The sequence below is a fragment of the Natronosalvus amylolyticus genome, assembly GCF_024298845.1.
Taxonomy (GTDB): domain Archaea; phylum Halobacteriota; class Halobacteria; order Halobacteriales; family Natrialbaceae; genus Natronosalvus; species Natronosalvus amylolyticus.
Map to the genome: position 1 here is coordinate 2,590,978 of NZ_CP101156.1, position 20,664 is coordinate 2,611,641.

At 61.6% G+C, this 20,664-nt stretch carries 17 protein-coding genes and 2 tRNA genes; 11 read left to right on the forward strand and 8 right to left on the reverse strand.

The annotated features are described in order from the left end of the window. The first annotated feature begins 164 nt into the window (after positions 1-164). Positions 165-1,946, forward strand: coding sequence for an L-lactate permease (locus NLK60_RS12075; RefSeq protein ID WP_254810479.1), 1,782 nt, complete (start codon positions 165-167; stop codon positions 1,944-1,946). Positions 1,947-1,998: 52 nt separating this feature from the next. Next, positions 1,999-5,094, forward strand: coding sequence for an FAD-binding and (Fe-S)-binding domain-containing protein (locus NLK60_RS12080; RefSeq protein ID WP_254808028.1), 3,096 nt, complete (start codon positions 1,999-2,001; stop codon positions 5,092-5,094). Positions 5,095-5,391: 297 nt separating this feature from the next. On the opposite strand, the gene NLK60_RS12085 is transcribed toward NLK60_RS12080, so the two are convergent. Together NLK60_RS12085 and NLK60_RS12090 are read right to left on the reverse strand one after the other, a co-directional pair. Continuing rightward, complete coding sequence (locus NLK60_RS12085) at positions 5,392-6,570, reverse strand: multicopper oxidase domain-containing protein (RefSeq protein WP_254808029.1); 1,179 nt, start codon at positions 6,568-6,570, stop codon at positions 5,392-5,394. 130 nt (positions 6,571-6,700) lie between these two features. Further along, positions 6,701-7,414 (reverse strand): type 1 glutamine amidotransferase, encoded by a 714-nt coding sequence (locus NLK60_RS12090; protein ID WP_254808030.1) that lies wholly within the window; start codon positions 7,412-7,414, stop codon positions 6,701-6,703. A 137-nt stretch (positions 7,415-7,551) separates the two neighbouring features. Here NLK60_RS12090 and NLK60_RS12095 point away from each other — a divergent pair, with 137 nt between their 5' ends. Next, positions 7,552-8,043, forward strand: coding sequence for a hypothetical protein (locus NLK60_RS12095; RefSeq protein ID WP_254808031.1), 492 nt, complete (start codon positions 7,552-7,554; stop codon positions 8,041-8,043). Positions 8,044-8,119: 76 nt separating this feature from the next. On the opposite strand, the gene NLK60_RS12100 is transcribed toward NLK60_RS12095, so the two are convergent. Beyond that, positions 8,120-10,003 carry a S9 family peptidase gene (locus tag NLK60_RS12100; protein WP_254808032.1) on the reverse strand — a complete coding sequence of 628 codons (1,884 nt, stop codon included), beginning with the start codon at positions 10,001-10,003 and terminating at the stop codon, positions 8,120-8,122. A 271-nt stretch (positions 10,004-10,274) separates the two neighbouring features. Next, positions 10,275-10,508, reverse strand: coding sequence for a hypothetical protein (locus tag NLK60_RS12105; protein WP_254808033.1), 234 nt, complete (start codon positions 10,506-10,508; stop codon positions 10,275-10,277). Between the two features lie 137 nt (positions 10,509-10,645). Here NLK60_RS12105 and NLK60_RS12110 point away from each other — a divergent pair, with 137 nt between their 5' ends. From NLK60_RS12110 to NLK60_RS12120, 3 genes are all read left to right on the forward strand, one after another. Continuing rightward, the gene (locus NLK60_RS12110; protein ID WP_425499048.1) at positions 10,646-11,038 is read left to right on the forward strand and encodes a dihydroneopterin aldolase family protein; all 393 of its coding nucleotides are present in this window, start codon (positions 10,646-10,648) and stop codon (positions 11,036-11,038) included. A 67-nt stretch (positions 11,039-11,105) separates the two neighbouring features. Beyond that, positions 11,106-11,459: a DsrE family protein gene (locus tag NLK60_RS12115; protein ID WP_254808034.1), complete on the forward strand. Its 354-nt coding sequence runs from the start codon at positions 11,106-11,108 to the stop codon at positions 11,457-11,459. A 262-nt stretch (positions 11,460-11,721) separates the two neighbouring features. Beyond that, entirely contained in the window at positions 11,722-12,138 is a 417-nt protein-coding gene (locus NLK60_RS12120) for a DUF5790 family protein (protein ID WP_254808035.1), read from the forward strand. An 11-nt stretch (positions 12,139-12,149) separates the two neighbouring features. Here the strand turns inward: NLK60_RS12120 and NLK60_RS12125 are convergent, their stop codons facing one another. Further along, on the reverse strand, positions 12,150-12,905 hold the full coding sequence (locus NLK60_RS12125; protein WP_254808036.1) for a creatininase family protein: 756 nt from the start codon (positions 12,903-12,905) through the stop codon (positions 12,150-12,152). An 84-nt stretch (positions 12,906-12,989) separates the two neighbouring features. Here NLK60_RS12125 and NLK60_RS12130 point away from each other — a divergent pair, with 84 nt between their 5' ends. Further along, positions 12,990-13,334 carry a DUF5789 family protein gene (locus NLK60_RS12130; protein WP_254808037.1) on the forward strand — a complete coding sequence of 115 codons (345 nt, stop codon included), beginning with the start codon at positions 12,990-12,992 and terminating at the stop codon, positions 13,332-13,334. 36 nt (positions 13,335-13,370) lie between these two features. Here the strand turns inward: NLK60_RS12130 and NLK60_RS12135 are convergent, their stop codons facing one another. Continuing rightward, positions 13,371-15,299 carry an ABC transporter ATP-binding protein gene (locus tag NLK60_RS12135; protein WP_254808038.1) on the reverse strand — a complete coding sequence of 643 codons (1,929 nt, stop codon included), beginning with the start codon at positions 15,297-15,299 and terminating at the stop codon, positions 13,371-13,373. A 129-nt stretch (positions 15,300-15,428) separates the two neighbouring features. Next, the gene (locus tag NLK60_RS12140; RefSeq protein ID WP_425499049.1) at positions 15,429-15,926 is read right to left on the reverse strand and encodes a DUF192 domain-containing protein; all 498 of its coding nucleotides are present in this window, start codon (positions 15,924-15,926) and stop codon (positions 15,429-15,431) included. A 60-nt stretch (positions 15,927-15,986) separates the two neighbouring features. Between NLK60_RS12140 and NLK60_RS12145 the strand changes: the two genes are divergently transcribed. Then, positions 15,987-16,060: transfer RNA gene (locus NLK60_RS12145), tRNA-Val, on the forward strand. A gap of 521 nt (positions 16,061-16,581) precedes the next feature. Here NLK60_RS12145 and NLK60_RS12150 read toward each other — a convergent pair. Then, positions 16,582-17,019 (reverse strand): DUF7344 domain-containing protein, encoded by a 438-nt coding sequence (locus NLK60_RS12150; RefSeq protein WP_254808040.1) that lies wholly within the window; start codon positions 17,017-17,019, stop codon positions 16,582-16,584. 208 nt (positions 17,020-17,227) lie between these two features. Between NLK60_RS12150 and NLK60_RS12155 the strand changes: the two genes are divergently transcribed. From NLK60_RS12155 to NLK60_RS12165, 3 genes are all read left to right on the forward strand, one after another. Further along, positions 17,228-17,301, forward strand: a tRNA-Phe gene (locus tag NLK60_RS12155). A gap of 443 nt (positions 17,302-17,744) precedes the next feature. Continuing rightward, the gene (ahbB, locus tag NLK60_RS12160) at positions 17,745-18,791 is read left to right on the forward strand and encodes a siroheme decarboxylase subunit beta (RefSeq protein WP_254808041.1); all 1,047 of its coding nucleotides are present in this window, start codon (positions 17,745-17,747) and stop codon (positions 18,789-18,791) included. A 284-nt stretch (positions 18,792-19,075) separates the two neighbouring features. Then, entirely contained in the window at positions 19,076-20,608 is a 1,533-nt protein-coding gene (locus tag NLK60_RS12165) for a PQQ-binding-like beta-propeller repeat protein (protein ID WP_254808042.1), read from the forward strand. Positions 20,609-20,664: the final 56 nt, after the last annotated feature.

The window sequence follows — 20,664 nt, forward strand, 5'->3', positions numbered from 1 at the left end:
GGAAGAAAGTATCACCTCGTTGGTAGCCTCCTGCGATGGCTCCCGGGCGGTACACAAGGTTATTAAAGGGGACACTAACTATACACCGTCAATCTACCCATGGTGTATCGTGACAGGGTTGTGGCGGGGGAACGCTCGAGGACGGGAGAGTGGCGGGGTCAATGATGGGTGATGTGGCGACCGTGGCCTTCGCTGCGATACCGTTGCTCGTCGTGAGCGTCTTACTCGTGGGCTTTCTCTGGCCGGCAACGCGAGCGATGCCAATCGCGTGGCTTTCGGCACTCCTCGTCGCGTTCGTTGTCTGGGGGATGCCAGTTAGATGGTTGGCCGCGGCGACCATCGAAGGTATCGTTATCGCGATTCAGATTCTCTTTATCGTCTTCGGGGCGCTCGTCTTGCTGTATACGATGTTGCGTGCGGGCGCATTCGACGTTCTCAATAGCGGTTTTGCGATGATTAGCGAGGACCGCCGCGTACAGGTCGTGTTGATTGCGTTCTTCCTCTCGACATTTATCGAAGGCGCGGCCGGTTTCGGCGCGCCCGCCGCGGTCGTCGCGCCGCTGTTGCTCGGCCTCGGCTTTCCGGCGCTGGCCGCCGTGGTCGCTGCGTTGATCGGACACATCATCGCCGTCACCTACGGTGCGGTCGGGACGCCGATCATCGTCGGCATCAGAGAACCCATGGCAAGCGTCTTCGAGATCAATCAGGCGATCGAAGCGGAAGGCCTGACTGCCACCGAGTTCGCGGTCAACGTCGCCGCGTGGGCCGCGACCTATCACCTGCTCGTCGGCTTCGTCATGCCGTTGTTCGCGGTGGGGATGGTCGTCTACTTCTTCGGTGATCCGGCCGATCGATCGATACAACCGGCCCTCGCAGTGGTGCCGCTTTGTCTGTTCGCTGGGCTCAGTTTCGTGGTGCCGTACTGGCTGTCGGCCTGGTTTATCAGCGCGGAGTTTCCGTCGCTGGTGGGGTCGATGGTCGGCGCAGGAATTACCGTGGCTGCACTGCGGGCTGGCTACTTCCTGCCCGATGACGAGTGGACGTTCCCCGACCAGGACGAGTGGCCCGACCACTGGCTGGGATCGATTCAGCCGAGCGACGTCAACACGGTCCTGACCCGGAACCACGACATCTCCCTGGCCCGTGCCTGGTCGCCGTACGTCTTGCTGGTCGTGCTGTTGTTGTTGACTCGCGTCTACGACCCGTTTTCGGCGCTGCTTCGCGGCGAACAGGTGTCGCTGCTCGGACGGCAGGTTTCGCTCGTTCTAGGGACGGTCGCAACCGGGGCCGGCGAGTTCACCGTCGGTCTGTTCCTCTTCGAGTGGACGAACATCCTCGGAACGAGTCTCGAGACTGGCGTCAATTTCACCTACGTTCCCGGCACCTGGCTGCTGGTGAGTGCGATAGCAGCCGTCGGCGTGTTCGGGATGAACCGTCGACAGGTCGGCGAAGCCTGGGTGGGCGCCGGTTCGAAGCTGCTCGCCCCGCTGATCGCGCTCGTGTTCGTCCTCGCGATGGCGCAGGTGATGTTGCAGTCGGGCTCACACGCCGACGGTCTGGACAGCATGATCGTCGTCCTCGGAACTGCCACGGCGAACGCGTTCGGCCCGGCCTATCCGATGGTTGCGGCGCTCATCGGTGCCCTGGGGGCCGCACTGGTCGGTTCGAACACCGTCTCGAACATCACCTTCGGTCCGTTCCAGTTCGTCGCGGCCGAACGACTCGGCCTGTCACGCGAACTCATCGTCGGTGCCCAGACTGTCGGCGGAGCAATCGGCAACCTCGTCGCGATCCACAACGTCGTCGCCGCGCTCGCCACCGTCGGCCTCATCGGCGAAGAGGGTCGCGTTATTCGGCTCAATCTCATTCCGCTCGTCTACTACACGGTGTTCGTCGGGGTGTGGACAGTCCTCTTTACGTACGTGTTCTTCCCCGACGTGTTTTGAGTATCGAGAGAGTACAGACAGACAACCAAACTGCGGCGAATTCCGAAATCCAATGGCAACCGATCCAACCGACTCACGGTCACGAACGACACTCACACCGGACCCTGCAACCGACTCGCAGGCGAACTACGACTATCGGAGCGACGACGTCGAGCAACCGAGCCTCGTCACTGCACTCGAGGCACGGATAGCGGGCGAAGTCCGCGGTGACGGTTACTCGAGACAGCTGTACGCGACCGATGCGAGCATCTACGAGATGACGCCGATCGCGGTCGTCTTCCCGAAATCGACCGACGACGTCGCTGCGGTCGTCACCTACTGTGCCGACCACGAGATTCCCGTCTTACCTCGCGGCGGCGGCACGAGCCTCGCCGGCCAGACGGTCAACGAGGCTGTCGTCCTGGATTTCACGAAGCACATGGACGGCGTCCTCGAGGTCGACCCCGAGGGTCGACGGGCCAGCGTCCAGTCGGGAATCTACCTCGGTTCGCTCAACGAGGCGCTCGCGCCACACGACCTGAAGTTCGCGCCCGACCCCGCCTGGGGTGATAAGAGTGCACTCGGCGGTGCAATCGGCAACAACTCGACGGGTGCACACTCCCTGCAGTACGGCAAGACCGACGCGTACGTCGAATCCGTCGAAGTCGTCCTCGCCGACGGTACCGTCACTACCTTCGGCGAAGTCACCCTCGAGGATCTCCCGGAACTCGCCGATGGCGACGACCTCGAGGCGGCGATCTACGCCGAGGTAGCTCGCATTCTCGAGGAACAGGGTGACCTGATCGAAGCACAGTACCCCGACCTGAAGCGCAACGTTTCCGGCTACAATCTCGATTGGCTCGTTGACGATGCCCGGGGCGTCGAGCGCGGCATCGGCGAACCCAACGCGGAGGGCGGAACGATCAACCTCGCGAAACTGCTCTGTGGGAGCGAAGGAACCCTCGCCATCGTCACCGAAGCGACGGTCGGACTCGAACCGGTGCCGGCCGAGAAGAGTATGGTCTTGCTCGCTTACGAGTCCGTACTCGAGGCAATGGACGACGTTCAGGCGATCGTCGAGCACGATCCGGCCGCCGTCGAGGTGATCGACGACGTGATGATCGATCTCGCACGGGATACAGCGGAGTTCGCCCCGACGACCGAACTGCTGCCCGACGGAACGGCCGCCGTGTTGATCGTCGAGTTCTACGCTGATGACGTGGCCGAAGGGAAACAAAAGGTGGCGAACCTGGTGGCAGACCGCTGTCCGACCGTCGATACCGAGCAGGCCCCTGCCGCCGAGGAGAAACGGACCGTGACCGGCGCGGACGTCTTCGCGTTCGACGCGGTCGAGGCCTACGACGACGCCGAACGGGCGAAGATCTGGAAACTCCGCAAGTCGGGGCTCCCGATCTTGCTCTCGCGAACGACCGACGAGAAACACGTTGCTTTCATCGAGGATACCGGTATCCCGCCCGAGAACCTGCGGGCGTTCGTCGCCGACTTCCAGGAAATCCTCGAGGACCACGATACCTACGCCAGTTTCTACGCTCACGCCGGGCCCGGTGTCCTCCACATCCGACCGCTGGTGAACACGAAAACCGAGGCGGGCCTCGATGCTATGGAGTCTATCGCGGACGCCGTCACCGACCTCGTCGTCGAGTACGACGGCTCCGTCTCGGGCGAACACGGCGACGGTCGGGCGAGAACCCAGTGGAACCGTAAACTCTACGGCGAGACGCTCTGGGAGACCTTCCAGGAACTCAAGACCGCTTTCGACCCGGATTGGCTCTTGAATCCCGGCCAGGTCGTCTTCCGGGACGACGACCCGACCGACATGACCGAGAACCACCGCTTCGGTCCTGACTACGCGTTCGACGCCGGCTTCGACCCCGTCCTCGAGTGGGACGAGGACAACGGCTTCCAGGGTATGGCCGAACTCTGTCACGGTTGTGGCGGTTGCCGGGGCGAACAGTCGACGACCGGCGGCGTGATGTGTCCGACCTTCCGTGCCAGCCACGAGGAGATCCTTTCGACGCGCGGGCGGGCGAACGCGCTCCGGGGGGCCATGAGCGGCGAGCTAGACCCGGAGAGCCAGTTCGACGACGAGTTCGTCGAGGAGGTGCTCGACCTCTGTATCGGCTGTAAGGGGTGTAAACACGACTGCCCGAGCGGGGTCGACATGGCGAAGCTGAAAGCCGAGGTCGTCCACGAGTACCACGAACGAAACGGCATTTCGCTTCGGGACCGGGTGTTCGCGAACTTCGATCGGCTGGCGGCCCTCGGCAGCGCGACCGCGCCGGTTTCGAACTGGTTGTCGGCGCTACCGGGTGCTGACCTGCTCGCGGAGAAGGCTCTCGGGATTTCCGCCGAACGCGACCTCCCGGAATTCCAGGGCCGAACGTTCGCCAAGCGCACTGCCGACCACGAGCCGGCCGTTCCGGAAAGCGAGGCCGTCCGCCGAGCGTTGTTGATTCCCGACGTTTACACCAACCACGAGTATCCCGAGGCCGGCGAGGCGGCGCTGGCCGTCCTCGAGGCCGCAGGCGTCCACGTGCAGGTTGCCACTCCTCGCGACGTCGGTCGGCCCGCCTTCTCGAAGGGGATGCTCGACGTGGCGGGTGACAAGGCTCGAGGGACCGTCGACGGCCTCGAACCGTACGTCGAGAACGGCTGGGACGTGATCTTGCTCGAGCCCTCCGACGCGGTCATGGTACAGTCGGATTACCGCGACTTGCTCGTCGGGGACGACGTCGACGCCGTCGCCGACAGCACCTACGGAATCTGTGAGTATCTGGACCGATTCGACCTCGATGCCGAGATCGACTTCGACGCACCCGAGGAGCATCTCGTCTATCACGGCCACTGCCACCAGAAGGCCCACGCGAAAGACCACCACGCAGTTGGCGTCCTCCGCCGGGCGGGCTATCGGGTCGACCCGCTCGACTCGAGTTGCTGTGGGATGGCCGGCAGTTTCGGCTACGAGGCCGAACACTACTCGATGAGCAAAGCCATCGCCGACGTGCTGTACGATCAGGTCTCAGCGAGCGACGGCGACCGCGTCGTCACCCCCGGCGCGTCCTGTCGAACCCAACTCGGCGACCGACCCGGAGCGACAGAGGAACCGCCGACGCCGATAGAAGTGCTGGCAGACGCGCTCGAGGAGTAAAGGTAGCTCTTTCGCTCGAGGGGTAAGGGTAGCTCTTTCACTCGGCTGGCGTGGTCCGCTCGAGCACCGTCAGGTTCGAGGTCGTCACGAAGGCTCGCTCTCCGTCGTTTTCGAGTCCGATCCGTGATGCTCGAGGTGACTGCCACAGTCGGGGCACGTCTCGTCGACTATCGTGACGATAGCGGCACACGATTGACAGCTAGTCCGGTAACAGGCTCGTTCGCCCATAGCATCGCTTGGACGTCTCGAAACAAATACTTCGGGTCGGGTTGGCTCGAGGATGCCGTTTTCGCTCGCTTATCCCTCGTAGCCGGCGTTCGCCATCAGGTCGGCGAACTGCTCGGTCTCGAGGGCGTCCTCGTAAACGATACCGGTGAGCATTCCGCCGGGATAGCGGTCACCGTTCATCACGTGGTTCACTTTGTGACAGTGCATGGCGTAGATGCCGGGGTCGGCGTCGGCGGTGAACTCGATGGTCTTGCGTTCGGCGGGTGAGACCGGGATGACGTCCTCTTTGTATCGAGCGCCGTCGGGGATGACGCTCCCGTCTTTTTCCACCATTTCGAACCGGTGGTTGTGGGTGTGCATCGAGTGCGATTCGTACCCGTTGTTGGTGAGGTGAACGCGGACGCGGTCGCCCTGTTCGACGATCATCGGGGAGCCTTCTTCGGGGTGGAGGCTGTACGGTGCTGCCCGGCCGTTGACGGTGAACACGTCCGGATTGCGGTCGCGGTGACTGAAGTCGACGTCGCCGCCGGCCATCGAGGCCGAGAGGCGGCTATCCCAGTCTTTGACCGTCATGAAGAACTCCTTGTCCGGCGGCTCGTAATCGACCGGGTCGACGCGGAGGATGCCGTACATCCCCATATCGAGGTGATTCTGGGTCTGGAAGTGACAGTGATAGAGGTGGGTTCCCGGCACGTTCGCGGTGATCTCGTAGGTTCCAGTCTCGCCGCCGGCAATCTGCTGGCCGGTTGTCGTCGGCGCGCCGTCGTCCATCCAGCTCTTCTCGAGGGCGTGAACGTGGAACGTGTGTGGCCGGGTGTGGTTGGTGTTGTCGTAGGTAATCTCCATCTCCGTCCCTTCGGTCACGCGGAGGACCGGGCCAGGTACGCTTGGCTCGCCGTCGGCGGTTTTCCACGCCCATACCTCGGGGAGTTCCCAGGGGCCGCCACTCGTTTCGTCGCCGAGCAACTGGTGGCGCGCGGCTACCGTCGAGAGGGTGACGTCACCGTTCGTTTCGTCGAGGTCGAAAACTTCTGGTGGTGAGGTGTATGGGTGGTCGGTTTCGACGTCCGTGGCGTCGCTTCCCTGCCAGTTGCTTCCTGTGGACTGTGTCGACGTCTCCTCTCCAGTATCTGGTTGCGGCGTCGGGGACGTACAGCCAGCGAGTGCAGCCAGTCCGGTGACGCCAACAGTCGACAACAAGCGCCGACGGGAAACCATGCCTTCGTCGCTCGAGCGATAATGCTTCATTACGTTCCCAGCTATGGGGGACCTATTCTAAACGACCGCGCAGAATCTAAGGGGTTGGGAATTGCGTGAATATGTTCGGGCAAAACGGGTCGTTACGGAGGAAGATGGATCGAAATAGGGACACAGGTCGTTAGGCCGAAACGTCTCGCGGCTCCGAATTCCTGGCCGCTTGCAGTTCTCGCACGTACTCGGTGAAGTTCTCGAACACGAGGCTCGAGGGTCGCGTTTTTGCGTGGTTTTCGTCGGTTAGTTCGGCGAGTAATCGTTCGCGTGTCTCTGCTTCGAGCTCTTTGTTCGTGAGCAGTTTGTGCATCGTCGCCTGATCGAACTCGGGGTGAAACTGGACGCCAAAGACGTGTTCGAGACGGTAGCCGTGGTTCGAGTAGGCGTTTTCGGCAATCGGGGTCGCACCGGGCGGAAGCTCGAAGACCGCGTCAGAGTGGCTCGTGTAGGCGGTGAACCGACGGTCAATTCCCTCGAACAGTCGGGAGTCACCGGTGTGTTCGATCTCGCTGTAGCCGACTTCGTACTCGCCCATGTCGTCGACGGTGCCGCCGAGGACGTCGGCGAGGAACTGGTGACCCCAACAGATGCCGAGACACGGCAGTCCACGGTCGATAGCCTTTCTCGCCCAATCCTTCGCCGGTTCAATCCAGTCTTCGTCCCAGTACACCGAAGCGCGAGAACCGGTGACGACGACGCCGTCGTAGGCGAAGGTCTCGGGTAACTCGCCGTCAGTAATATCGAATTCCGCCAGCGAGGCGTCGAGTTCGCGTCGAAAGTTCCGCCGGGTTTCCTCGCCGTCGTACGCGGCGTTCAACAATGCGATCCGCATCTGTGTCATTACCACAGTCCAGGCCCTCGAGGCAGTAAATCCTTGCGCTCCAGACGGTTCGAACGGGTCGTTTGTCGGCCGGAAGGGGCTGCCAACCGATCGGTAATCGGATCGTAACCATAGTGGTAGCCGTTAACATGGCGGGTATGGGAGACGACACTGACACGACAGCGGACCTGTTTCCGGAGATCGAGCCGGACCCGGACGCCGTACTCGATGCGTTCGGTATCGAGACGCCAGAAGACGTGATTACACAGGCGGAGTCCGACACGCCCGTCGAACCGGACCACACGCCGACCACTGATCCTGCAGTCGACGGCGATGACACCCTCGCCAGCGACCTGTTCGCCGATCTCGCGGACGCCGCTCGAGCGCTCGAGAGTGAGCCCGTCGAACCGGTCGAAGCGACGCCGACCACGGACGAGGAACCGTCCGACTGGACCGAACTGGACGTCTCGTTCGCGGTCGACGAGCCGTCGCCATCGACGTCCGAGGCAGCCGATACGGGCGGCGTACAACTGGTCTTCGCCGACCTCGAGGCGCGCACGGAGGGCCGTCCATCGTTCGAGCTACGCGGCTCGGGCCCGACGTCGGTTCGATTGCCCAACGACGTGTTCGGGACCGAGGGGATGAACTAACGGTCTCGAGGCGGTACAACGGGAACTGAGGCGCCACGATGCGTTCCTGACCGAAGGGGCGTTTCGCCAACCGCGGTTATTCGCCGCTCACGCGTCGCTCGAGGAAGTCAGCGAGCAGTTCGAACATCCGGAGTTTCTGTTCCTGATCCGAGGAGGCGTGACCTTCCTCGCCGAGTTCTTCGTACTCGAACTCGTCGCCTGTTTTCCCTTCCTCGTAGCCCGCCTCGAGCATGGCCTCTCGGAAGATTCGAGCCTGTGAGACGGGAACCCGGCGGTCGTTGACGCCGTGGACCATGAACAGGGGCGCGTCGACGTTGTCGACGTGGGTGACAGGACTCCGTTCGCCATAGAGGTCGGGGTTCTCTTGGGGCGTTCCCAGGTAGGTCTCCATCAACTCGGTGCGGAAGTGTGGCATCGTATTCTCGAACATGTCCTCGAGGTCGGTGAGCCCGATCCAGGCGACGCCGGCGTCGTACAATTCGGGGTACTGGACCATCTGCCAGTACGCCGAGTAGCCGCCGTAGGAGCCCCCGAAGACGACGACGCGATCCTCGTCGAGCCAGTCGTATCGCTCGAGGACGGCTTCGGTGGCGACGGCGACGTCGCCCTGTTCGGCTCCGCCCCAGTCGTCGTACAGTTCGCGGACGAACTCGCGGCCGCGGCCGGTCGAACCGCGGTAGTTGATCTGAAGCACCGAAAAGCCCTGTGAGACCAGTACCTGCGTGTAGAGATTGAAGCGCTTGACGTCCCGCGCTCGCGGGCCACCGTGAGGGTTCACGATGAGCGGCGACGGTCGTTCACCCGAATCGTAAAACAGGGCTCCGATCTCGAGTTCGTCGTAGGGGTCGTGTTCGACGGCGCGTTGTGGCGTTTCCGGAATCCCGTCGGAGTCGACACGCAGATACTCGGCGTCGGCGAAGTCCTCGGGATCGAACGGGCCGTACTCGGCCTCGAGCAGTGTCTCGTAGCTGTCGGTTTCGAGGTCGTAAACGAGCAGTTCGGATCGGCTCGTCGGCGTCGTGTGTTGGAGGAGCACGCGGTCGTCGTCGATGACGACGGTGCCGGGGCCGTAGCCGCCGAGGGAGGCGACGCCGTCCGGAACGTCGAACTCGCGTCCCTCGCCGGTCTCGAGGTCGTAGACGACGGGGACGGCGACCGCGTCGCGGCTTCGCATCACCAGGATTCGCTTGCCGTCGGGGAGGAACGCGCTGGCGCTCTCCTCGAACTCGCCGGTGCCGTACCACTCGACCGTCTCGCTCTCGAGGTCGTAGACCCCGGCACGGCCGAGGTCGGCCGAGTTGTCGCTCACCAGCAATCGTTCGCCATCCGGGCTCCAGTCGTCCGCGCCGGCCTCTGCACCGTCGTCACCGATCTCGAGGTTCCGCGGGTTCGAACCATCGACATCCATCACGTAGACGTCCTTGTTGTTGTAGTCATCCGATTCGTTGGTCGTGAACGCCACGCGTTCGCCGTCGGGGGAGATGGTCGCTCCGCCGGCGGCACGTTCGTAGTTCGTGATCTTCGTCGTCTCACCGGTCGGCAGGTCGTGGCGATACAGGTTCATCTGGCCGTCTCTCGAGGAGCCGAGGACGAGGGTTTCGCCGTCGTCCCCAACGTCCTGAATCGCTACCTGTCCGTCCATCTCGACGACCGATTCGACGTCACCGTCTCGAGACAGCGCGTAAATATCGTTTTGCTCGTTGCCGTCGTCGTCGAGGTGGAAGAATACGCGGTCGCCGTCGGCACCCCAGGAGACGTACCAGCGGGCGTTTCGCGGCACCTCGCCAGCCGACCACTGCTCGAGGTCACCGCTCTCGATATCGAGGACGTGGAGTTCGTTGCGACCCGAAATGTCGTAGTAGAGGGCAACTTCGTCGCCGTCGGGGCTCACCGTGGGGTGTGCCATCGTCGGCAATCGTGCCAGTTCCTCGAGGACGTCGGTCTCGATAGACTCGCTCATACCGGCCTCTCATACTACAGGAATATTAACACTTGGAAACACTGCTCACCTCTCCGGCTTTCGACGGGTCGCTCGTGGGGGTAGAAGGCGTGTGAGAACCTGGTATCGAACTAATACTAACCCACTACGGAATAGATACCAATGCGTCCGACGCGTCCGGTGACGACCGAACGACGGCGGGCTATGATAAAATAGATCGGTTCGCTCGAGCGAGGATATTACAACTCGAGGGGTCATCACTGCGCGGGTCAATCTCCCACCGGGGCGGTCTCTACGCTTCCTCTTCGGGGGTGGCAAAACCCGTGCTGCCGGCGATGATGGCGGCCGCTGCGATGATGGAGGCGCTGAGGATGACGTAGTCATCTGCAGGCGAGATATTGCCGATTGCCGCCGCCACGTCGACGATGAACACCATTACGAACAGGCTGAGTATCGAGAACGCGAGCATGACAACTGCGGCGATCACGGCGCTTGCGAGCGTGCCAAACGAGTCGAGTACTCCCATGTGTACCACGAAAGTGAGACCTAACACGGATAAAAATGGTGGACTCTCAGCATTCCGGAAACGACCGATTCGTTCGATTTTGCTATCATAGCGCTCGCGACCGCAACGGTCACGTCACCAGGGTCGAACACTCGAGTATGTCACCCGATTCGGACGCCAGCGACTCGCCGTCGAACGCTTCCAGACCACCGATGGATGTCGAACAGGCGTGTTTCGAAGCCGGTATCAAATTCGGCTCGCTGTATCACCAGTTCGCCGGGACGCCCCTCAGCCTCGAGAGCGCCGACAGCCTCGAGCGGGCGATCGAGGAGGCCATCGAAAACCAGCCCTACTGTCGGTCTGTCACCGTCGAGGTCCAGCGAGACGCTCTCGAGGCGGCCCTCGAGGAATCGACCGCCTCCTACACGGAACTCACGGGTCGGTTTCTCGAGGTGGAAATCGTCATCGATTACGAGGAAATCGAGGTCGTCACCCGCATGGAGATGGAAGACGGCTATCCGTTGATGGCCCTCGAGTCGGTACGTGAGTGAGACGAGTTCCCGTCGTTGCACATCTGGGACAATAGTCTTATCAGTATTGGGGGTATAGAACACAACCATGGTCCAGCAATCACGGACAGATGGCGTCGAAACGCTCGGACTCGTCGTCGAAACGAGCGATCCCGAACGGGTCTGGAATGCGTTTCGGCTCGGCATTACCGCCCTCGAGGACGGCAACGACGTCTCGGCGTTCCTCCTCGGCGAAGGCGTCGAGGCGGAAGTAATCGAAGACGAGCAGTTCGACGTCCGCGACCGCATGGAGGCGTTCGTGGATGCAGGCGGTGAACTGCTCGCCTGTGGCACCTGTCTCGAGATTCGAAACGACGATGGGAGCGAACTCTGTCCCATTTCGACGATGACCGATTTGCTCGAGGTCGTGACGAGTTCGGACCGGGTTCTCACGATCGGGTAGGGAGACTACTCTCGGAGTTCCCGTCTCGAGTGCGGTTCGCTCGAGCTGTGCTTTTGTAAAATCTTAACAATACTAACATCCCATCGGGAGCTACGGCTGGCGTTCAACCCACTCGCAATTCGAGTGCCCCGTTCGCACAGTCACCGATCGTGGGAACCTTTCGAAACGAGGGCGCTATTTTGCTTTTAGAGCGTCCAAATCATAGGATTTCACTTTCACTTTTGGGCTATCTTTTAACCCCTGTGCCCGAGAAGAGAGGTGTATGAGCCAAGCCTCACTGGATGACGACGAACTGTTCGGGGAAGCCGCGAACGAGATGCGTTCTGACGTCGAGTCCTCGCTCGCCGATGCCTGGGATGCGCTGCCAGCAGCCGATGACATCTGGGAAACCGACGCCGAAAACGTGCTGGGCGTTCTCAACGGCCTCAAATCTGCACTCGACGCGGGTGACGCCGAAGAACACCTTCGCGACGCCAAAAAGTGGTACACGATGGGCGAGCGCGCAGACGCCTTCGAGGACGCCGACGACCTCGAGGCCGAGATCGAGGCCGTCGAAGACGCGCTGACCGACATCTCCGGTGCTGGCGAACAGGTCGGCGAACTGGCTTCGACGATTCCCGCCCTGAAAGGCACGCTCGAGGAGGCCTCGAGCGACGACGAGGAAGCCGACGACGAGTAACGTCAGTTCTGTCAGTTATCGGTTTCTCCGGACGGCTCTTTCGAAGTCGATATCTCGCGTTCGGCAACCGCCTCGAGCAACCGCTCGAGCGCCGCAGCCGCCAACTCGAGTAGGACTTCTCCCCGGTCGGCGTCGCCCGCTCCCGGGTCGCCGACGACACCGTTCTCGCTGAATTCGTCTGAATCGACGGCCAGGTTCGTGTGGCTGACCCACTCACCCCATCGCTCGGCGGCCCCTGCACGTGCGTCCTCGAGTCGGTCCTCGCGAACGAGGTCCGGATGACAGTGTCGCAAGAGGGCGGTCTCGAGCGGGCCGCCATGGCCCATATCGTCTGCGTGCTCGCCGACGTTGTCGAACCACGTGAACGGGACGGCGTAGGCTTCGTCGTGGCGGGTTATCGTGGCGGTGACCTCCGCGAGAGCATCGACGTTACCGCCGTGACCGTTGACGACGACCACGCGGTCGAAGCCGTGGTGGGCGAGGCTGGCGACGCAGTCGCGGACGTACGCCCGGAAGGTATCCGGTGAAACCCACATCGTCCCAGCGAAGTGGCGGTGTTCTTCGGCCACCCCGACTGGAATCGCGGGAGCGCAGATGACGTCGCCGTCGTATCGCTCGAGGGCGGCATCTGTCACTGCCTCGGCCGCGAGGACGTCAGTGCCGAGGGGCGCGTGCGGGCCGTGCTGTTCGGTGCTCCCGACCGGAAGGACGGCGAGGTCGGTCTCGCAGTCGTCGACGTCGGTCCAGGTCGCGCCGGTGAGTTCCATACCGACTGGTGGGAGGCGAATCCTCTTGTAGGTGGGTGCAATCGCAGGCTCAAGAACTACCGGCGTTTACAGCAAACGTCAGGTATGAGCAACGAATCGCGCGAACGTGGCGTCGAACTCGGATCCCTGAAGGCCGACCTCGAAGATCACGACTATCCGATCTCACAGGACCATCTTCTCGAGGAACATGGCGACATCGAAGTCGAGATGGGAGAAGAAACGGCGTCGGTGGAAGAACTCATCGCTCCGTTGAACGAGGACGAGTACGCTTCCTACGACGAGGTTGAGGGGTCCGTGATGAACATGGTGAGCGACGACGCAATCGGACGGAAAAACTACAGCGACCGGACGCCGCCGGCGCCCGGCGAGGACCGTGATGAAGAAACCCCCTCGGGGGACGATCTCGAGGGCGAGGCCGAGTCGTTCTGATCGAAGTCGTTCAGTACTTGCGCTGACTGAAACGGATCAGTCGTCGTCTTGCCGGGCCTGCGTCCGTGCGGTTCGTTGCTGGGCGCGTTTGATGAACTCCTCGGGTAACTCGTCGATTTCGCCCGCCTGAACGCCCCAGAGGTGAGCGTAGAGCCCGTCGTTTTGCAGTAGTTCCTCGTGAGAGCCGCGTTCGACGACCTGTCCACCCTCGAGGACGACGATCTTGTCGGCGTCTTTGATCGTCGAGAGTCGGTGGGCAATGGCGAACGTCGTCCGATTCTCGGTGAGTTTGTCGATCGAGCGCTGGATCAGCATCTCGGTCTCGGTGTCGACGTCACTCGTCGCCTCGTCGAGGATGAGGATGTCCGGATCTTTGAGCACCGCGCGGGCGATACACAGTCGCTGGCGCTGGCCACCTGAGAGCTTGACGCCGCGCTCGCCGACCATCGTGTCGTAGCCGTCGGGCAGATTCTGGATGAAGTCGTGTGCTTCGGCAGCTTTCGCTGCTTCGACAATTTCCTCATCGGAGGCCTCGAACGTGCCGTAGGTAACGTTCTCTTTGACGGTCCCGTAGAACAGGTACGATTCCTGGCCGACATAGCCCATCGACTGGCGCAGGCTCGGCAGTGAGACCTCGCGAATGTCCTGGTCGTCGATTCGAATCGCCCCCTCGTCGACGTCGTGGAGACGAAGCAGGAGTTTGAGCACCGTCGACTTTCCGGCACCGGTTGGGCCGACGAGCGCAATCGTGTCACCGCCGGGAACCTCGAAGGTGATATCGTCGACGATGGTCTCCTCGTCGTTGTAGCCGAAGGTGACGTGGTCGTACTCGACGCGGCCGTCACGAACCTCGAGTGGTTCAGCGTCGGTATCGGTTTCGATACGGCCCTGTTCGTCCATCAGGCCGAAGATTCGCTCGCTCGAGGCTTCCGCGCGCTGGTACATATTGATGACCTGGCCGAACTGCGCCATCGGCCAGACGAGTTGCTGGGTGAGCAGGATGAACGTCACGAACGCGCCTTCGTTGAGCGAACCGGTGAACGGGCCAGGCGCGCCCTGGAACACCCAGTAGCCACCGACCAGGAACGTCAACACGAAGCCGATGCCGGAGATAATCTGCAGGCCGGGGAAGAACTTGATCCGCAGGCGAATCGCTCCCCAGTTGGTATCGTAGTACTTTCGCGAGACGTCATCGACGCGGCCGGACTCGTAGTCCTCGGTATTGTCGGCCTTGATGACCTGAATGCCACCGAGGTTGTTCTCCAGGCGCGAGTTGACTTTGCCGACGCTCGATCGAACGGCGGCGTATTTCGGCTGAATTTTCTTGACGAAGATGTAGGTGAAAACCGCGATCAGTGGGACTGGCGACATCGCCACGAGCGCGAGTTGTGGATTCAGCCAGAGCAAGATGCCCGCGATAGCGATGACCATCACACCGAGTCGGAACGCCGAGTTCAGCCCGTCGTTGAGAAACCGCTCGAGTTGGTTGACGTCGTTCGAGAGGATGGACATCATCTCCCCGGTCTGTTTGTCCGAGAAGAACTCCATATCCAGGCGCTGCATCTTGTCGTAGGTGTCGGTACGCACGTCGTGCTGGATATCCTGGGCAAAGGAGTTGAACCCCCAGTTTCGTATCCAGTGGAACGCGGCTCCAATCAGGAACGAGAAGGCGATAATCACGACGGTCAATGCGAACTGCTGGTCCGGTTCCGCTGGCAGCCAGGCGTCAGGAACGAGGGGGAGTGAGAACGGCTCCGTCGAGAGGAAGATGGCGTCGATAGCGATGCCAAGCAATACGGGTGGAATCAGATCGAGCAAGCGTGCGAAGATGCTGCCCGAAATACCGGCGGTAACCGAAAACCAGTAGGGGCGGCCGTATTCCGAGAGAAGCCGCCACATCGGGCTTTCGATGTTTTCCCGTTGTGCTTCGAACGGGTCGTCTTCGTCCCAGTCGACACTACTCATTGCTCGGGCTGAATGGTTGGTCAGCAATAAGCGTTTCCTACGAATCGAAATATCGTTGTCCAGTGAGCGACGAAACCGGCTGGTCTTGCTGGTTCGGGTGGGGATGACGACACCAGAGTCGGAAACCGATCACTCGTACTCGATTTCGACGGTGTCGCCTTCCTCGAGCGCGCTGTCGTTTGCGGTGCCGCGGGGCACTTCGAGGACCCACTGTGCGCGTCCGGAGTAGCGCAGGTCTTCGCCGTCCTCACCGGGTTCGGGCGCTCGAGCGTGGTGGATGGCCGTGATTTCGCGGTCGCTGTCGATGAAGATGATGTCGATATCGAAATCCATGTCTCGCATCACGTAGGTTCGGTCGCCCTCGCTCCCGTGGACGAACAGCATTCCGGTGCCCGGCTCGAGGGAGTCGTGATCGCTCAGGCCCGTATACCGTTGTTCCCAGGTGTCAGCGACTTCGACCTCGACAGTGAGCTTTTCGGTGCCGTCGTCCCCGTAGACGGTGACCTGGCCGTGGTCGTTGGTCCATGGTACGGGGAGAATCGAGAGCTGGATCAGCCCGAATCCGACGATGAGAGCGACGATGCTCACAACAAGTCCAGCATAGATCCGTTTGCGAGACGGCCACATACCCGGGTTTCGAGACGAGAAAGTAAAGGTTATTCGCACGGACCGGCTTTGGTGGGGTACGGGCTCGTGGTCTAGCTGGTTATGACGCGGCCTTTACAAGGCCGAGGCCGGTGGTTCGAACCCGCCCGAGCCCACTATTGCTGGCGCGAACAAATTCGTGAGCGCCAGCACTGTGACGCGAGTGGCGGGTTCGAATCAGGGAGCAGCTTCGCTGCGACCGTGGTTCGAACCCGCCCGAGGCCATTTCTGTGGCTCGCGCTATTGCTCGCCACAGAACTACACGCAGGGTGGGTTGAACGACGGAACGAGCGAGCGAAGTTCAGGCGGTTCGACCCCTATCAGTCGCGCGCAGCGCAGCGAGCACGTCTGATTTCGGTTCGAACCCGCCCGAGCCCTCGAGGACCTCGTCACATCGTTGCTCGAGCGCACCCGAGATTCACTCGAGGCGGGTGTCCACCCCCGGAGGACTCACGCTCGAGTTTCTGGCTCGGTTGGGACTCGAGGCACCGACGACAGCGGTCTCGAACGTGGATCAATATCGGGCAAACGCGCTGTGACAACGGGCAATTCGAGGTTACTACTCGAGACGATGATATTTCATAAGGGCGTACGTGCAGGTCGCTATTCGCCGCGATGATGCCCTCCTCGAGCGAAGTTAGGAACTCAGTCGCTGGCGAACGCGTCCGAAGAACCCTTCGTCGGCACCGCTGTCGAGTGCCTCGTACAGCGTCGAGTTTTCGGGTTCGTCTTTGACCACCACTTGCAGGTAGGGCTCGAGTTGGCTGAACTTCTCGGCGAGGACGACGGTGTGGTTTTCGTCATCGTGGTCGACGACACCCGCGTCAGCGAGTTTCGGGACGTGGCACTGTACGGAGGACACGTAGACGCTTTTGTACTCGTTTTGTGCGACCTCGTCCGGTGGGACGTCGTGTTCCCAGCCGGCGACCTGCTCGGCGAGCTTCGAGAGTTCGATGGGGTCTTCCCGGCCGCGAAGCGCATAGAGGAGGTATCGGCGGCGGCGATTGGCGAGCAGCTCGAGGATCACGTCGGCTGTTAGCTGCTCGGATGCCTCACCCGTGGAAAGCGCTTCCATACGATACCATTGGCGAGGCGACCTGAAAAGGGTGTCTTGAATATCCGAAATTCCAACATACAGCGGCGTAACCTCAGACTATCGGCTTCGGTGTGAGTCTCGAGACTCGAGATGTTTGTAACGTGAGGGTAATGGGTTACTGTCGCCGGTCGGAACCGCGGGACGGATTCGAAATCCTTTTTTATATGATCGGCGGATGTTGGAGTAGGCCGCCTTAGCTCAGACTGGGAGAGCACTCGACTGAAGATCGAGCTGTCCCCGGTTCAAATCCGGGAGGCGGCATGTTTCTGCGGACGACACGTGACCGAGCGAAGCGAGTGAGCCGTCGTCCGCGAAACTGCCACGACCGGATTCTGAACCCTATCAGTCGCGCGCAGCGAAGCGAGCACGTCTGATTTTGGTTCAAATCCGGGAGGTGGCATGCCTTTTCCACGTGGTTTACACTCGAGTGAGAACACTCGATTGACCATCGAGCGGGCCTCGTTCTCGTTCGCTCCGCTCAAGAGAACACGTCGCGCCAGAAGGGTGCGACAGGGAGTGACTTTTTGCCAAGCACACCGTACGTCCGCCTGGACGGACTCGATTGAGCCGACTGAATTATAACACCGAATAACGGGACACAACAACCTCATGGCAACTGACCAAACGCGAGAGCCAAGCCGAAACGATTCCGGAAACGACCGTATGAAGGCGGAGAGACGCCTGGCAGCGGGTGAGGATCTGCAGTGACAGACGCTAACAGCGAGTGGCGAGAAGGTCTCGAGGACGTGGATGCGATCCTGCTCGACGAGTATCAATGTGGGTTTCCGGTCCGACAAGCACCGTATGAGGCGCTCGAAGCGGTCACGGGCCTCGAGGCCGCGGCGGTGCTGGAACGTGTTCGTGCCCATCACGAGGCGGGTATCGTGCGACGGCTCGGTCCGGTCCTCGATCCCTCGGTGATTGGGTCGTCGACCCTCGCAGCCCTTGCCGTTCCGGAGGACGAATTCGCGGCGGCCGCCGAGGCGGTCAACGGCCATCCTGAAGTCAGTCACAACTATCGCCGTACCCACGAGTGGAACATGTGGTTCGTCCTGACTGCCGCCTCCAGGGGCCGCCGGGACGAAATCCTCGAGGAGATTGCAACGAAAACCGGCCTTGAGCCGCTCGTATTGCCAAAGCGAACCGAATACCGCCTCGATCTGCAGTTCCCGGTTGTTGGTGACCGGATAGAGCGTGGCGAACGCAATCGCCGTGCGGAACTGCAGCTGGAACCGACGTCGCCGGTGGATGAAGACGACGAATCTCCGGAGATGACAGCTCGAGACGCAACGATCCTCGAGGCGATTCAAGATGGGGTCCCGCTCTCGCTGAAGCCGTATACGGACCTTGCGGATGAACTCGAACTCGAGCCGTCAGCAGTCGTTTCGGGGATCAAGGACTGTCTGTCGAAGGGGTTCATCAAGCGATTCGGACTCATTATCGACCACCATACTGTCGGATTCCGTCACAATTGCATGGTCGTCTGGGCGGTTCCCGAAGACCGGATCGATGCCGTCGGTGAACGGGCGGGCCGACATCCCTTCGTCACCAAGTGCTATCATCGCCCACGTCGACCGGAACAGGACTGGGAGTACACGCTGTTTACGATGATACACGCCCGCAAAGCAGGTCTCGTCGATCAAACGATCGAGGAACTCGGCGCGGATATCGTGCCCCATCCACACCAACGTCTCGAGACGGTTGAACGACTCAAACAGACCGGAACGCGATACGAGCGGTTGCTCGAGTGACGGTCCTGATCGGCTGCTCGAACCGACAGCCCGCGCGTGGCGTCTTGGCTCGCTGTGAACAGAGGAAGATCGTAGGCAGTCAGACAGCCCGGTGACAGCGAAATCCGCTCGCTGTGTAACCCTCGCCGTGGGTGACCGTTGGCGCGTCTGGGTGCGTCAGGTAGATCGAGTTCTATCACAGCGTTGCTCGCGTCAAGGTATGTGACCAATTCTCGAGCCCTCACTGATTTTCGACAACGCGTTTTCCGGTGACTTTTAATAGCAAATATTCTAACCGTGTTGGCATGAATGATAATGGCAAGCTGAGCGGTCGCCGACAATTTCTCCTGACGGGGACCGGTGTTCTGCTCGGCGGTGTTGCTGGGTGTCTCGATCGATTCGATTCAGTTGACGACGAACCGGGAGCAGACGATTCGACAGACTCCACTGGCTCCTCTGACGAGTCTGCGGGCAGTGCGGTGTTGCAAGCGAACGTAATCGAGCGCGTCGACGACGGCGGGGAGACGATAACTGTCGAAGTCACCGTCGAAAACACCGGCGACAAAGCGCGAGTGGCCGATCTCGTCCTGGCGCTCTCACACACAGGAGCCGAGGGGTCGATCGAGCGACAGCGGCCGGTACTGCTTGCGGCTGCCCTCGAGCGGACGGTCGTCATCACGTTCCGGCCACAGTTCGTGAGCGACCAGGGCTTTGCCGAACCGGACGAGGGCGAGTTCGAATTCGACGCGAGTTTTCGAAACGTCGATGTCTACGAGGCCTACCCGGGGCTCGTGCCAGTCACGACGCCGGATCCGATAGATGACGGACGTGCGTGGCCCGCGGTCGGCTACGACGCTGGCGGGACCGCGTACAACCCCGGGACTGGGGCACCTCGAGCGGACCCGACGACGGTCTGGTCCGAGTCGGCGGTCTCGTTCGCCCATCGAGACTCCGGACCGGTCGTCGCAGGCGAAACCGTGTTTGCCGGGCGAACGGTTCGGGCGCTGTCGGTCGACGATGGAGCAGAAAAGTGGGTTCACGACGAGCCCGTACGTACCAGTACGCTGGCAACCGACGGCGACGCGGTCGTCTTCGGGACAGCCGAGGATTTCCGTGCACTCGAGGCCGAAACGGGCGAACGACGGTGGAGCGTTCCGGCTGGAGCGATGTGGAGCGGTGACCCGACTCTCGCTGACGGGTATGCGTACGCGGTTGACGACGAACTCCACGCAATCGACCTGACGTCTGGCGAGGTCGACTGGACGGTCGATACCGACGATTCGCTCGAGGGGCCACCGGCCGTCGGCGATGGTGTCGTCGTCTCGGGTGGTGACCCGCTCCAGGCAATCGAGACCACCGACGGCTCCGTTCGGTGGACGTTCGCCGCTGAAGAGCCGGTCGAGGCCGCGGCTGTCGCACACGAGACGGTTTTTGCACTCACTCGATCACAGTTGATAGCGCTCGATATCGAGGCGGGGCGGACCCGGTGGTTTGCACCCGGCCCGTTCCACTGGGAACGACTGGCCGTCGGAAACGGTTCGGTGTATGCACAGACTGCACGGGATTACCGAATCGTCTCTATCGACGCCGAAACCGGCAACGTCGAGTGGGTTTCCGGGGACACTGACGGCGTGCTTGGGCCGCCGTCGGTGAGTGCTGGCGAAGTCCTCGTCAACAGCGAGCGGGGAACGATCTACGCGTTCGATACGGAGACGGGCGAACGACTGTGGTCCAGAGCCGTTCGCTCGAGCGTTCCAGGATCGATTGCGATTGCCGATGAGACGATGTATTTCAACGAATCCGACGGCCCATTACACGCCTTCGGCAGCGAGGTCTAATCGCTCGAGTCATTCGTTTCGATCCCAACTTACCTCCAGGTTCGTTTCGAGATTAT

Coding starts and splice junctions, on each gene's coding strand:
- NLK60_RS12105 (WP_254808033.1), bottom strand. CDS start 10,508: ATGGGAGTACTCGACTCGTTTGGCACGCTCGCAAGCGCCGTGATCGCC.
- NLK60_RS12095 (WP_254808031.1), top strand. CDS start 7,552: ATGGGAGACGACACTGACACGACAGCGGACCTGTTTCCGGAGATCGAG.
- NLK60_RS12125 (WP_254808036.1), bottom strand. CDS start 12,905: ATGGAACTCACCGGCGCGACCTGGACCGACGTCGACGACTGCGAGACC.
- NLK60_RS12115 (WP_254808034.1), top strand. CDS start 11,106: ATGGTCCAGCAATCACGGACAGATGGCGTCGAAACGCTCGGACTCGTC.
- NLK60_RS12165 (WP_254808042.1), top strand. CDS start 19,076: ATGAATGATAATGGCAAGCTGAGCGGTCGCCGACAATTTCTCCTGACG.
- NLK60_RS12085 (WP_254808029.1), bottom strand. CDS start 6,570: ATGAAGCATTATCGCTCGAGCGACGAAGGCATGGTTTCCCGTCGGCGC.
- NLK60_RS12150 (WP_254808040.1), bottom strand. CDS start 17,019: ATGGAAGCGCTTTCCACGGGTGAGGCATCCGAGCAGCTAACAGCCGAC.
- NLK60_RS12100 (WP_254808032.1), bottom strand. CDS start 10,003: ATGAGCGAGTCTATCGAGACCGACGTCCTCGAGGAACTGGCACGATTG.
- NLK60_RS12130 (WP_254808037.1), top strand. CDS start 12,990: ATGAGCAACGAATCGCGCGAACGTGGCGTCGAACTCGGATCCCTGAAG.
- NLK60_RS12120 (WP_254808035.1), top strand. CDS start 11,722: ATGAGCCAAGCCTCACTGGATGACGACGAACTGTTCGGGGAAGCCGCG.
- NLK60_RS12135 (WP_254808038.1), bottom strand. CDS start 15,299: ATGAGTAGTGTCGACTGGGACGAAGACGACCCGTTCGAAGCACAACGG.
- NLK60_RS12140 (WP_425499049.1), bottom strand. CDS start 15,926: ATGTGGCCGTCTCGCAAACGGATCTATGCTGGACTTGTTGTGAGCATC.
- NLK60_RS12090 (WP_254808030.1), bottom strand. CDS start 7,414: ATGACACAGATGCGGATCGCATTGTTGAACGCCGCGTACGACGGCGAG.
- NLK60_RS12110 (WP_425499048.1), top strand. CDS start 10,646: ATGTCACCCGATTCGGACGCCAGCGACTCGCCGTCGAACGCTTCCAGA.
- NLK60_RS12075 (WP_254810479.1), top strand. CDS start 165: ATGGGTGATGTGGCGACCGTGGCCTTCGCTGCGATACCGTTGCTCGTC.
- NLK60_RS12080 (WP_254808028.1), top strand. CDS start 1,999: ATGGCAACCGATCCAACCGACTCACGGTCACGAACGACACTCACACCG.